Genomic DNA, 13,772 nt, shown 5'->3' with positions numbered 1-13,772 from the left:
TAAAAATATGCCAAAAACAAAAAAAGAGATCTTTTGAATATTAGATAATTGTATTGTGATTGATTATAGAATCAAAATAAGAAAAACAGATAAATTGTTTTAAAATTTCACATAACCTTTTTTCACATACTTTTCACTTCCTTTTACTATACTTTCAATGTATAAAAAATTACCTAAAATTCATTTATATTCCACTTTTTAGCTTTTATTTCCATAATTTTGAAATACAATAGTTTTACTTTTATTAAGTGACTAATTGGGTGACTAGCAAAGCATTAGGTAACTAGTGTTTTTAAGTATCTAAAATATAAAGTTTAAGTATTTTAAAATAATACCAAAAGTATCTAAAAAATAATAGCAAATTTAAAATTTAAAAACAAATTATATAAATCAGATAAGTAGTGCAACAGAAATATTGCATATCATGCTAAATAACATATGAAATTATTAAAGTTGATTTATACTATAAGTTATGCTAACTTAAGACACTCTCTTGTTCATCCAATCTGTTATAATTATAAAAACAAAAAGGACCAAAATGCTATCCAAATCGCAATATACAAGAGGGTTACAGTGCCCAAAGTCTCTATGGCTTTATAGATTTAGACGCGACCTTGAAAACAAATATATCGATAATACAAAATTTGAGATAGGCAATGAAGTAGGAAAGCTTGCACAAGAGTATTTGTAATAAATAATAAAAGAATCAAACGATATATATTTTTAACTCACAATCAAATTTTAAACCACTTTTGATTATAATACTGATACAAATTATTATAAAGGTTAAAGATATGGAAAAGATTGGTTTTAACGATGACATCTCGGAAACCCTGCTTATAAACTTATACTTTAGAAGCCTTGAAAACGAAGTAAAAGAGCCGATTTTAAGAGATGAGTTTTCAGGCAAGATAGTTAAAAAGATAGATTATGACTTTGCTAAATTTGAAGCTGGCGATCTAAGTCGCGTAGGAGTTATAATAAGGGCGAAATTTATCGATGACGCACTTGTGGAATTTGCCAAAGATAACGATGAGGTAGTTATCGTGCAGGTTGGCGCCGGGCTTGATACTAGACCGCTTAGGCTTGAGTCGGTATGTCCCAATGCTATCTTTTACGACCTTGATCTTCCCGATGTGATCGTACTTCGCGACAAACTCATGCCAAAAGCCAAGAAAAACTTTAGTATCTCTAGCTCCATGCTTGAAACCGCTTGGATGGACGAACTTAAAGCAAAGCATCCAAATGCTAAATTCGCCTTTGCTCTAGAAGGCGTTGCGATGTATTTTGAAAAAGAAGTTTTTAAAGAGTTCTTTTTAAATTTAGCTAAGAGGTTTGAAGGCATAGTCGCGCTTGATCTTATAAATAATTTTGCCGCAAATATGGATTCTAGGAAGCATGATACGCTTAAATTTATGAAAAAAAGAGTTGATTTTAAGATGGGCATAGAAGATCCAAGCGAGGTTGAAGAGTGGGATAAGACCACCATAAAACACCTAAAAACAGGCACGATGATGGATATGCATAAAAACAGATGGAGTCTTAGAGGTAGGATTTTTGGACTTATTCCCGCCTTTAGAAATTCTTGCAGGATGTTTGTGTTTGGGTTAAATTAAAATCAAGTAATATTTACATCAATTTTTTAAATTTTAAAAGATATAAAAAAACAATAAAGCAGATAACAAACGAAAAAATAACAGTTATTTTGTAGCCAACTAAAGAAGCGATAATAAAGCCAAGGGCAAACGACAAATACTGAAACAACATACTTATGCTACTTTGCAAGGCGCACTCGCTTACCGGAGATTTTGTGGCTTTGCTCATTATCATAGTTGAGATGCTTACGGCGCCTATAGTATATACGGCAAAGCAAATTTGACACACAAGAATTAATATTATTAAATTCGCATATCCTAAAATCGGCAAAAGTAGTGTTAAAATCCCGAAAGCTTGAATAGGCATAGCCAAAATCATAGTCTTAATATTGCCTAATTTATTTATAAGATAGCTTGCCGTAATGCTACCTATGATAACACCGCAAAGCCCGTATATGTGCACTACTTTGCCTATCTCGTCAAGACCTCGTCCGCTATCGACAAGTATAGGATTGATTAGTCCAAAAGACATGCACACTCCGATGCCTTGTATCATAAGCACACTTAGCCAAAATTCCTTATCTTTGAAAAATAACGCCATACTTTTAAAGCTAACTCGATTTTGCCCTCTTTCAAGTTCTCTTGGTCGCTCTTTAAAGGTTGCAATCATAAAAAGAGCAACAATGGTAAGAAATATCAAAAATATAGTGGAAGCTTTCCAGCCAAAATTTGAATATATGATCAGCGTAACTCCTGTTCCTAAAACATGACCTATGAAATTTCCGCTAGCTGCTAGCGAATTTGCGCCTGCTAAATTTTGAGGAGTTGAAATTTTAATAATTAAAGCACTTGAAGCTATAGCCGAAGTGGCGGACAAAAAGCCAAGCATGCCCGCCATAGCAAGAATAAAGCTCAAATTTTCTCTGACGTTTAAAAATGCAGTTATCCCAAGAGATACTATCATTAGCATTAAGACAACCGTAATAAAATTTTTATAAACTCCGCCCATTTTTGCAACTGCAAATTCTACAAACGGAGCCCACAAAAATCTAAACCCGTAAAATAAACCTATAAAATATACTGCGCCTATCTTTTCTAGGCTAAGTCCGTCTTGTCTAAGTATAGCCGCCAAGCTTTCGGAGAAAAAACCAATGCTTATGTATTGAGCCATATTTAAACAGACTATTAAAAAGGCGATTCGGGCTTTGAAATTTAAAATTTTAATAGACGAATTCAAGCTAGGCTTCCATGTAACGCTTAAATTTTATACCTAAGAAAAACTCGATTTTATAGTATGATAAATCAAAATCAACCAAATATGATTTTATCGATTTTTTGCTATACATTTTTATTTTTAGCATGCCAAATTTTTACATTCTGCTGAGCTTGCCACATATTATAGTATCTGCCCTTGTAGCTTAATAGCTCTTCGTGAGATCCTTTTTCGACCAAATTTGCATTGTCAAATACTAAAATTTGATCCGCTCCTACGATGGTAGATAGCCTATGAGCTATTACTATGACGGTTTTATCCTTTACTAAAGTATCAATCGCCTTTTGTACCGCAAGCTCGCTTGCAGTATCAAGAGCCGCCGTAGGCTCGTCCAAGATAACTATAGGAGCGTCTTTTAGTATCGCCCTAGCTATACTGATACGTTGCTTTTCTCCGCCTGAAAGATTCCCCCCTATGTCGCCGATTCTAGTTTCATAGCCGTCCGGAAGCCTTGTGATAAATTCATCGCAAAGTGCGGTTTTGGATGCATTTCTTACTTCTTCGTCGCTTGCATTTGCTCTACCCATACGGATATTATTTAGCACCGTATCGTCAAATAAATAGACATCCTGAAAGACTACGGATAGACACTTCATAAGCTCTTCTTGTTTTATATGTCTTATATCCGTTCCGCCTATCTTTATCTCGCCTTTTTGTGCATCTGAATATCGCATAAGCATCTTTACCGCTGTTGTTTTACCGCTTCCGGAGGCTCCTACTATAGCGGTCATGCTTTTAGCGGGAATTTTAAAGCTGACATTATTGAGAGAATTTTTATCGGCACCGAAATAGGCAAAATCAACTTTATTAAATTCGATATCAAATTTATCGGGTATCGCTATGGGCGGATAAAATTCAAGCTCTTTCATGTTTAAAATTTCTTTTGTTCGCCTAAAGCCGTTTTCACTAAGATCAAATACGCTAGCTACTATCAAAAGGATAGAAAACGGCTCGTTTAGTCTTGGAAGTATGACAAGCAATGCCGCAAATAGACCAAGTGAAATTTCACCGTTTATATTTAGATAAACTCCCGTAAAAACCGCTATCAAAGTAGTAAATATAATCAAGCTTCCCGTTAGCAAAGTTGGTAAATTTGAGCCTTTCATTTCATTAAGCTGAATTTGTCTTACGTTTGCTATTTCCTTTTGTAGCTTTTGTGAATTTTTGCCGATCAAATTTACCGAGCGAAGCACTCCTATGCCTTGGATATATTCTATTATGCTTGATTCAAGAGTTGCATTTGCATCCATGAATATCTTTTTATCCTCTACTGCCATCTTACGTTTTAGCTTATAAAGCGGTATAACAAGCGGCAGTATAAAAATAAGTATAAGGGCGATCTTGAAATTTGCAAAAATAGTAGCGATTATGACAAAAGAGCATACTAAAATCGGCTCTAAAAACATAAGAGGTATCATGTTCATAAACATTACGGCAGAATCAACATTGCTTGCAAATACCGCATTTAGTTCGCCGGTTTTATATTTAGCTAGGCTTTCAAGAGGTACTGAGGTTAGCTTCTTGCCAAGCTTTAAGCGAAGATCGTATCCTACATCCACAAAGGTGCCGGCATGATCGTAGTAAGAGCTTTTAAATTTGGCTATCATAAACACTATAAGTAGCGCCATCATGGATAAAACAACGAAATTTAAAAAGCTTTTATCTTCATGATAAGCAAAAACAAGCAGAGGGTAAAATAAACAAAGCAAAACGGCTTGAGCTACTATTGCTATTACGCCGGAGTAAAGACTATTTTTATACTCTTTTTGATACGAGCCTGCAATCTCTAAAAACATATTATAAAGCTCTTTGATAGAGGCGAATTTTACATTATTACTCATGATTTGTCCTTTTATATATGTTCCAAATTTGAGTTTGTGTATAACTATCCCAGAGCTTGGCATATAAACTATTATTTGATAAAAGCTCTTCGTGAAGCCCTTTTTCTGCGACTTTCCCTTTATCAAAGACTACTATTTGGTCGGATTTTTTGATAGTTGATAGGCGGTGAGCTATTATAATTACGGTTTTGCCTACTATGAGATTTGAAATGGCCTTTATGATCTTTTCTTCATTTTCGGGATCTGCAAATGCCGTAGCTTCATCAAGCACTATTATAGGAGCGTCTCTTAATATTGCCCGAGCTATGGTTATGCGTTGCTTTTGCCCTCCGCTTAAATTTGTACCCCTATCGCCGCACAGGGTATCATATCCATTTGGCAAAGCATCTATAAACTCATCGATTTGCGCGGCTTTAGCTGCGTTTATCACTTCGTCTTTTGTAGCGCTCGGCTTTGCCATTGATATATTTTCATAGATGGTGTCGTTAAATAAAAACGTATCTTGAAATACAAAAGAGACAAAATTCATAAGCTTCATAGGCTCAATTTGCCTTACATCAACTCCGCCTATTAAAATTTCACCATTACAAACATCCCAAAAACGAGGGATAAGCTGTGCCGCCGTGCTCTTGCCCGCACCGCTTGGACCAACGAGTGCCGTTACGCTTCTGGCATCAACCTTAAAACTAACATCCTTAAGAGCGAATTCGTCTCTTGTTTCGTATTTAAAACTTACATTTTTAAATTCTACCGAGCTATCCTTCGGTTCTTTGAAAGAATCTGAAATTTTAAGAGGTTTTATGTCTAAAATTTCTAAAATTCCGCTTGCTGCGGCTCTTGATTGTTGAACAAAATTATTTACCCACATAAGCGGCATCATAGACTCTATAATGCCTGCCGCAAGTATCAATACTCCGATAAATTTACCAAATTCCAAGCTACCGTTTATATAAAAATAACTACCGGCAACGCCCACTACAACAAGAGTTATAATGGGACTGGCTAGCATTATAGCAACTCTTGAGGCTGTGGTAGTAAGCGCTATCCACTCTTTAAGACTCTTGCAGTATGCATTGAGAGCATCGTTGTAGCGCTTAAAAGAGCTAGCTCCATCACTAAATGTTCGAACTACGGGCATAGCTTGAACAAATTCTATTATGGAAGCGTTTATAAGAGCCTGGTTGTCGTCATATTCTCTTCTGTATTTTTCATTATCTTTAAACGCTAGACTCATAAATGCCGCACTTGCAAAAACTAAAGCCAGACTAAGCGATAAAAGCCTCAAATCAAAAAATCCAAGCGCGATTAAGCACGCTACGGGAGTAACAGCTACTCTTGCCAGCATAGGAGTAGTATCGGCTACAAACGAGTGCAAGTTTTTTACATCGTCCAGCATATTTTTTTTAAGCCTTCCGCTTCCTTTGGTTATAACTTCACCAAAAGGAATTGCGGCTATATGCTCAGAAAGTCTGGTTCGTAAAATTTGTTCCAGCTTAAAAGCGGCTACGTGAGAAGTCTTAAAAGCGTTTGAGCGCAAAAGATATTCTGCTATTATAAAGCCTGCTCCAATATACATCAGAGTGTAATTTACTTCGCCTTTTACAAGAGACGATACTACAAAAGCAAAGGTGCTAAAAGCTAGCACGTAACAAATCGAAGCGATGCCTGCAAGTATCATTGCAAGCCTTATATCTTTTATAACCGGATTCATAATCCTAGTTAAAATTCCTTGCTTCTCTTTCATGACAAATTCCTTAATTTTGGTTATGCAAAGTTAAAATTTAGGCTTAAGTTTTTAAGCCTAAATTTGAGAGTTTAAATCCTAAAAAGAGTATCTTACGCCCATGCCAAATCTTCTTGGATCACCGAAGTGATTCATGCCCGATATTCCTCCGTGATGCATAAATGTTACCACATGAGAATTGTTTGTGATATTTGTTATGTATCCGTAGATTTCAAATGCCTTGAACCTATAGCCGGCGCGAATGTCCGCCGTCATCCAAGATTTTTGTTTAAATTTATTTTCCGCATCAAAATACTTATCTCCATTACCTCTTAGATCAAGCCTTGTATAAATTCCACTTGGATGAGTGTAGGCAACACCTAGGTTAAAAGTGTAGTTTGGAGTATTCTCTATCCTTTTATTAACGGCGTTTGGATACTGGATATTTTCTTTGTATTTAGTTTTATTTATACCAAACGCTCCGCTTATATCAAGCTCGCTACTAACTCTATAAAGGGCTTCAAGCTCTATCCCATCGCTTTTTGCTTTACCTCCGTTGCTTGTAACAAATATTCCTCCCGGTAGGATTGAGTATAGATGTATGTCTTTTATATCCATATGGAATGCGGAAAAACTGAATCTAAGGCGATTGTCAAAAGCATTTCCGCGAAGACCTATCTCATAGTTGTAGCTCTTTTGTGCATCAAAGGCTTGCTCTTTTATGAATGCATAGTAGTTGTATCCGCCGGACAAATAGCCTTGAGAGTATGAAACAAAAGCGCTTAAATCATCGTTTATCTTATATGTCAATCCCGCCTTTGGAAGGAATTTATTCCATGACTTGCCGTCTTTTAAGGTATTAATAGGAGCTCCTTTAGACATACCAAGAGGAGTCATAAAAGCTGCCATATCTATATCTTTTTTGATCTTTTGAAATCTTCCTCCAAGAGTTAGTAAAAAACTATCGGTTAACTCATAGCTGCCCTGTCCGAATACTGCAGCGGTATCTGCTTTGATGGTTGCGGGAGCATCCATCTCCATCTTCATTCCGCCTTGATTAAACTGCTGCCCCATTCTTTTATTTTGAGTCTTTTCTCGCTCAAAATAAAGACCGCTTACCCACTTAAATTTATCTGTATTTATACTGTTTAGTCTAAATTCTTGCGATAAAGTGTCTAAATGCACATCTTGAAATTGGATTAAGCCGTTAGAAGGAAGCGACGGTGCATAAGTAAAGTCGCTATCGTAAATTCCGCTTGCCTTTGATTTCTTATGAGTGGTAACGGACGAAAATTTAACTCTATCAAACTCATAATCAACTCCGAGCGCCTGAGAAAATGTTTTAACTAAACTATCGGTAGGTACTTCAAAATTTGCTCTTTTGGCATCTTTTAAATTTATAGTTCCAAATAGACCTGTGCCGCCCCTATAAAAATACTCTTTGCTTCTTTCTTCAACCAAGGTTAATCTTGCAGTCAGCCTATCGGTAGGCTTAACCGTAATGGTTGCGTCAAATTTATGATCGTTTGTTTTGTTTGCTTTTTTATCGCCGTTATATTCGTTTTTTATCCAGCCGTCATCTTTTGAAGCGTATCCTCCGACATTTAAAAACAAAATATCATTTATTAAGGCACCGTTTGCGTTAAAATTTCCCATCATATAGTTATATGAACCGTATTCGCTTCCCACGGCACCGCTCCACTCGTTCTTAGGCTGTTTGGATACTACGTTTACAACGCCTCCGATCGAGTCTTTGCCATAAATAGTGCTTTGAGGACCACGTAAAATTTCAACTCTTTCGACATTATTTAAAATAGAGTTATAATTGCCCATGTTGTTACTGCTGGCAATACCGTCTATATAGACGGTAACAGGGTTTGAATTGGTAAAATCGGAGTGATTTATACCGCGAAAATTTACTCTTGTTTTATAGATAAAATGCTCGGCACTTAGGTTTGGAATCTGACGCATTACACCATCGGTATCTTTAATGCGCTTTTCTTCTATCTCGGTTTCATCTATGACACTTACGCTTTGAGGGATATCTTTGATATTCTCCTCCATTTTATTTGCCGATACCGTTACTTCTTTTAGCGAAATATTATCGGTTGCAAATAAACAAGTGCTTGCGACAACAGAGATAATGCCTATAAATTTTATATAACCTGAACTCATGTAACACTCCTTAAAATTTATTCAAGCTTAATACTACTATAATTTGATAATTATTACTATTACTTTATTAATGGCAGAGGGATTAAATTTAACGATGGAGGGATTTTATGAGTAGCTTCCCCGAACTTGAGAGATTTTTTAACGAAACATGGGGTAATAACGAGAGATGCTTAAAGGAGTTAAGTATAAAAACCAATGATATGGTTTTAAATACTCAGATATTTAATAACTCAAACGGTTTTGGTTATGGAATATTTGACATGTATTTTGATGATGATAGGGTATTTAATTCCGCTGATATAGGCAAATACTCTTTTATGTATTTTAATACAGGAAATAGTTCGGTTTGTATGAACAGTCAAAGTGCCAATAATGGTATATTTAGACCAAATGATGCTTGGATAGGAGTTATAAAAGAGCCTTTTAGGGGCAGGGTTGTTTATGAGCGTAAAAAACGCTTTAAAAGCCAGTGCATTTTTATGGATAATAATTTAATAAAAGATTTTCCAATATTTAACGAGATGGAAAAATCCGAAACTATAAGCATTAAAGCAAGCTCTACGAATTTAGCACAAAAACTTATTCTCAAGGATTTAGAAAATTCTCATATATATAGAGATAAAATGAGGGAAATTTTTATTGAGTCTAAAATTTTAGAGATGATATATAAAAGTTTTTCAACTTCTGATAATTGTGATTGCTGCAAAGGATTAAATTTATGCGACCATGATATAGCCGCTATAAAAAAGGCTAAAGAAATTTTGCTCAAAAATATGTCAAATCCGCCATCCATCAAAGAACTTGCCAAAATTTGTGCTATAAATGAATTTAAGCTAAAAAGAGGTTTTAAGCAGTGTTTTGGCACAACTATCTATGGGATGCTACAAGAGGAAAGGCTTAAAAGTGCTAAGGAGCTTTTATTGAGAAATGATGTAAGTGTAAAAGAGGCGGCTAGCATTGTCGGATACAGATCTTTGGCGCATTTTAGTAAAATTTTTAAAGAAAAATTTGAAGTACTGCCAATTGAAATTTCAAGGCATAATAAATTTTGGATTTAAAAAACTATAAAATATCTTACATATGCCAAGCTCTTTTAGACTTGCATTAAAAAATATGTTTCTTTAAAACTCTAGAAGCTACCGGCTTTATATCTGCTTAGATAGTTTTTAGTATATTAGAATTGTAATAAAAAAAGATCATATTTTTGTTTATTTATCCATTCGGAATTTGTCAATCTTTGATTATTTCTGATTATAATGCGTCCCCGCCTGTAAAATTTGTACGCTATTATCTTTTATTCTATAAACTATTCAATTTTTAATATCTATCCTGCGAGAGTAGCAACCTACCAAGTCACCTTTTAGAGTTTCCGGTTTACCAAGATTACTATTGTTTTTATTTCCGGCTATATCCTTAATAAGAGTATTGATTTTTGCCGATATTTTTTTGTCTTTGATTAGCTCTAAATAATCACTCCACACATCGGGATAAAACTCTATATTAAGCATTATCTAATGCCTCAAGCTCATCTATACTTTTTCTTATCATCTTTACTTTTTTATTGTCTATATTATCCAATATATTTTTTAGATACTCCGTATTACTATCGCTATAAAATTCATCATTTGCAGTAGTGATAGAGAATGGAATTTTACGCTTATTAATAGACTGCTTTAAAAACAATTTTAAAGCGGTACTTAGATCAAGCCCCATATCTTTAAATAAATTCTCGGCTTCGGTTTTTAGCTCTTTATCAACTCTAAACTGTATAAGTGTAGTCATTTATATATCCTTTGTATTTATTTGTATGCAATTATACTATAAGTAAATTTAAGTAATGCTATTTTTTAGGCTATTGCTTCGTTTAAAATTGTATTCTCTTTTTTGGCAAAAAATCACATAGCTGTTATTTGCATACTTTTTACTTGCTTTTACCATACTTTCACTTAATTTTATTAGGTGACTAATTAGGTGACTAGCCCTTTGGCTACTTACCTTAAATCCTTATCGGTATTGACTTAAAACGATATAGTTCGGCTTCTGGCGAACCCACCATTAGTAACTTTTTATATAAAAATACCGGAAGTAAAATTGATATTTTTATATAAAAATTTATTAATAAATATTATCCAGTTATCCGAGTATTTAAGTTTGAGTAATATAATTTTTTTGTTAAATTCTACCAAAGGAGATTGTATTATGGTTAAACTGCAAGATAAATATCAGCTGTTTATAAATGGTGAATTTGTGCCTTCTAGCGACGGTGCAACTCTGGATACTTTTAATCCTGCAACAGGTAAGAAATTAGCCTCAATAGCCGATGCGACTAAAAAAGATGTCGATGCTGCGGTAAAAGCCGCAAGAAAGGCGTTTGAGACGTTTAGACGCTCAACCGTAGCGGAGCGCTCAAAAATTCTTTTAAAAATCGCGGATATTATAGATGAGAACAAAGAGTTTTTGGCGACTGTCGAAACGATGGAAAACGGTAAGCCGATTCGCGAAACTATGAACGTAGATATCCCTTATGCGGCAGAGCATTTTAGGTATTTTGCCGGCGTTATACAAGCTGAAGGGGGAAGTGCAAATGTCCTTAATGAAAAGCAGCTTTCCGTGATCTTGCGCGAGCCTATCGGAGTTGTGGGTCAGATAGTCCCTTGGAATTTTCCGTTTTTGATGGCGGCATGGAAGCTAGCTCCCGTTATCGCAGCTGGTGATACCAGCGTGTTTAAACCGTCTTCAGAAACCAGCCTTAGCGTTCTTGAGCTTATGAGGCTGATTAAGGATGTATTGCCAAAAGGCGTGGTAAACGTAATCACAGGAAAAGGCAGTAAGGCGGGAGAATATATAACAAAGCATAACGGTCTAGATAAGTTAGCCTTTACAGGTTCAACCGAAATAGGAAGAGATATCGCTATCGCCGCAGCTGAGAAGATCATACCTGCGACACTTGAGCTTGGCGGAAAGTCGGCAAACATCATCTATGCCGATGCTGATTTTGACTTGGCAATTGATGGAATTCAGATAGGAATTTTATTTAATCAAGGTCAAGTATGCTGTGCCGGAAGTAGAATTTTTGTCGAAGAGAGTATACACGATAAATTTGTAGCCGCAGCTGTTGAGAAATTTAAAAAGATAAAAGTTGGAGATCCTCTTGATAAAAAGACTCAAATGGGCTCTCAGATAAATGAAAAGCAGGCCAAAAAAATACTAGAATACATAGAAATCGGCAAAAAAGAAGGCGCAAAAGTAGCGGTCGGCGGAGAGCTTGCAAGTGCGGGCAAGTCATTTGTGAAGCCTACTCTTCTTGTAAACGTAACAAACGATATGAGAGTAGCGCAAGAGGAGATATTTGGACCTGTAGGCGTTATCATCAAATTTAAGAATGAAAAAGAGCTTATTAAGATGGTAAATGATAGCGAATATGGCCTTGGCGGTGGGGTCTTTACTAAAGATATCACAAAAGCGCTAAGAACCGCACGCGCGATGGAAACAGGTCGCGTCTGGGTAAACTGCTATAACCAAATTCCTGCCGGAAGCCCATTTGGCGGATATAAAAACTCAGGCATAGGCAGAGAGACGCACAAAATCATACTTGAGCACTACACTCAGATGAAAAATATCATGATCGATCTAACGGGAAAACCAAGCGGCTTTTATTAATAGTTAAAATATCCCCTAAATTTGGGGATATTTTGCCATACTCTTAAATGCAAATTTTTATCAAATTTTAGTTTTGGATTATATGTTTTTGCTTGTTTGTATATTTAATTGCTATAATGGCTGAAATTTTATAAGGAGAAAACATGCCAAAAGATGCAAACGGAACAGAACTAAACGCAGGAGATAACGTAACTTTGATTAAAGATCTTAAAGTAAAAGGTGCGGGCGCAACTCTTAAACGCGGAACAATGGCTAAAAACATCAAGCTAACGGGAAACGACAAAGAGGTTGAGTGCAAGATCGATAAAATGGGCGTTATCGTGCTTAAAACCGAGTTTTTAAAGAAAGTCTAAATTTAAGCCATGAATTTGGCTTAAATTAAAATTTAATCTTCACAAAGCGGTATGTAGGATCAAACCTAAATGTAAGCAAATTTTGTAAAATCCCAAACAGGCTTAAAAACGTTACAAAACTACTTCCGCCGTAACTATAAAATGGTAACGGCACGCCCACAACAGGCGCAAAACCGATAGTCATCATGATATTTACGCTGACATAGATAAATATCAAAATTCCAATTCCCGTCGTGATAACCTGCGTGAAATAATCATCCTTTAGACCGTAATTTAGACTAAGCAAGTGAGCTATCAAAAAGCCATAAAGCATAAGCAAGCCAAGACCGCCTATAAAGCCAAATCGCTCAATCGTATAAGCAAAGATAAAATCGCTCGTAGAAATCGGCAGAAATTTAAAGTGCGTCTGAGTGGCTTCATCTTTTGGTTTTCCAGTAAGTCCGCCACTTCCTATGGCGATGATGCTTTGGCGCACGTGATAGCTTGACTCTTCGCTTAAAAAATCGGTTATTCGCTTTTTTTGGTAATCGTGAAGGACGTTTTCATAGATAAGAGGTGCGGAAATTCCGATAGCTACAAAGATAGTAATCCAAATTTTTTTATTAACTCCGATCACAAAAAGTACGGCGTATCCGACTATAAGAAGTATAAGAGCTGTACCAAGATCAGGCTCTTTCATAATCAAAAATGTAGGCAGCAGGATATAAAAACTAAATATCAAAAAATCCTTAAGCCCGTATCCTTTGATGTCAGGCGGTCTGCGCTTGATGAGGTATGCTAGCATAAGCAAAAATGACGGCTTCATGATCTCTGAAGGCTGGATAGTAAAGTGGACAAATGGAATTTCAAGCCAACGTTTTGCGCCAAGCTTGGTTACGCCAAAGAGGTCAACGCTTATTAAAAGTATGATGCAAATCCAATAAAACATCGGAATTATCCATTCGATCTTTTTAATCGGCAGCAAGAAAAAAAAGCCAAATGCCAAAAAGCCAACCGCAAAATAAACTATCTGCTTACTGGCTAAGACGCTGTTTGCTTCTAGTACTAAAATATATGATAAAATTATAATAGGCAGTATTAAAATGGGCTGCACAAAATCAAAATGAGTTAAAATTCGCCTATCAAGTCTTATCAAAATTTTCGCCTTGTTTT

At 35.7% G+C, this 13,772-nt stretch carries 12 protein-coding genes; 5 read left to right on the top strand and 7 right to left on the bottom strand.

The genetic code is table 11. From position 1 onward, the window contains the following. Positions 1 to 538 precede the first annotated feature (538 nt). Entirely contained in the window at positions 539 to 691 is a 153-nt protein-coding gene (locus CORI_RS06935) for a hypothetical protein (RefSeq protein ID WP_173031352.1), read from the top strand. Positions 692 to 794: 103 nt separating this feature from the next. Next, complete coding sequence (locus tag CORI_RS06930) at positions 795 to 1,616, top strand: class I SAM-dependent methyltransferase (protein WP_173031351.1); 822 nt, start codon at positions 795 to 797, stop codon at positions 1,614 to 1,616. 13 nt (positions 1,617 to 1,629) lie between these two features. Here CORI_RS06930 and CORI_RS06925 read toward each other — a convergent pair whose 3' ends face one another. The 4 genes from CORI_RS06925 to CORI_RS06910 all read right to left on the bottom strand — a co-directional run bounded on the left by CORI_RS06925 (position 1,630) and on the right by CORI_RS06910 (position 8,607). Beyond that, positions 1,630 to 2,832: an MFS transporter gene (locus CORI_RS06925; RefSeq protein WP_301952198.1), complete on the bottom strand. Its 1,203-nt coding sequence runs from the start codon at positions 2,830 to 2,832 to the stop codon at positions 1,630 to 1,632. 101 nt (positions 2,833 to 2,933) lie between these two features. Then, positions 2,934 to 4,709, bottom strand: a complete 1,776-nt coding sequence (locus tag CORI_RS06920; protein WP_173031349.1) for an ABC transporter ATP-binding protein — start codon at positions 4,707 to 4,709, stop codon at positions 2,934 to 2,936. After that, positions 4,702 to 6,453: an ABC transporter ATP-binding protein gene (locus CORI_RS06915; protein ID WP_173031348.1), complete on the bottom strand. Its 1,752-nt coding sequence runs from the start codon at positions 6,451 to 6,453 to the stop codon at positions 4,702 to 4,704. The genes CORI_RS06920 and CORI_RS06915 overlap by 8 nt, the downstream gene beginning before the upstream one ends. A gap of 78 nt (positions 6,454 to 6,531) precedes the next feature. After that, the gene (locus CORI_RS06910; protein ID WP_173031347.1) at positions 6,532 to 8,607 is read right to left on the bottom strand and encodes a TonB-dependent receptor; all 2,076 of its coding nucleotides are present in this window, start codon (positions 8,605 to 8,607) and stop codon (positions 6,532 to 6,534) included. Positions 8,608 to 8,714: 107 nt separating this feature from the next. Between CORI_RS06910 and CORI_RS06905 the strand changes: the two genes are divergently transcribed. Continuing rightward, a complete protein-coding gene (locus CORI_RS06905; RefSeq protein ID WP_173031346.1) occupies positions 8,715 to 9,665 on the top strand; it encodes an AraC family transcriptional regulator in 951 nt (316 codons plus the stop codon). Between the two features lie 252 nt (positions 9,666 to 9,917). On the opposite strand, the gene CORI_RS06900 is transcribed toward CORI_RS06905, so the two are convergent. Then, a complete protein-coding gene (locus tag CORI_RS06900; protein ID WP_173031345.1) occupies positions 9,918 to 10,115 on the bottom strand; it encodes a type II toxin-antitoxin system YoeB family toxin in 198 nt (65 codons plus the stop codon). After that, the gene (locus tag CORI_RS06895; RefSeq protein WP_173031344.1) at positions 10,108 to 10,389 is read right to left on the bottom strand and encodes a type II toxin-antitoxin system RelB/DinJ family antitoxin; all 282 of its coding nucleotides are present in this window, start codon (positions 10,387 to 10,389) and stop codon (positions 10,108 to 10,110) included. Before CORI_RS06895 ends, CORI_RS06900 begins: the two co-directional genes overlap by 8 nt. Before the next feature lie 417 nt (positions 10,390 to 10,806). On the opposite strand from CORI_RS06895, the gene CORI_RS06890 reads away from it, so the two are divergent. Together CORI_RS06890 and CORI_RS06885 are read left to right on the top strand one after the other, a co-directional pair. Beyond that, positions 10,807 to 12,267: an aldehyde dehydrogenase family protein gene (locus CORI_RS06890; protein ID WP_173031343.1), complete on the top strand. Its 1,461-nt coding sequence runs from the start codon at positions 10,807 to 10,809 to the stop codon at positions 12,265 to 12,267. Positions 12,268 to 12,410: 143 nt separating this feature from the next. Then, on the top strand, positions 12,411 to 12,620 hold the full coding sequence (locus tag CORI_RS06885) for an alkylphosphonate utilization protein (protein WP_173031342.1): 210 nt from the start codon (positions 12,411 to 12,413) through the stop codon (positions 12,618 to 12,620). A gap of 25 nt (positions 12,621 to 12,645) precedes the next feature. Here CORI_RS06885 and CORI_RS06880 read toward each other — a convergent pair whose 3' ends face one another. Beyond that, positions 12,646 to 13,755 carry an FtsW/RodA/SpoVE family cell cycle protein gene (locus CORI_RS06880; protein WP_172201892.1) on the bottom strand — a complete coding sequence of 370 codons (1,110 nt, stop codon included), beginning with the start codon at positions 13,753 to 13,755 and terminating at the stop codon, positions 12,646 to 12,648. Positions 13,756 to 13,772: the final 17 nt, after the last annotated feature.

Origin of the sequence: Campylobacter sp. CCUG 57310, assembly GCF_013201975.1 — a bacterium.
Classification (GTDB): Bacteria; Campylobacterota; Campylobacteria; order Campylobacterales; family Campylobacteraceae; genus Campylobacter_A; species Campylobacter_A canis.
This window is presented reverse-complemented; position numbering and strand designations above follow the sequence as displayed.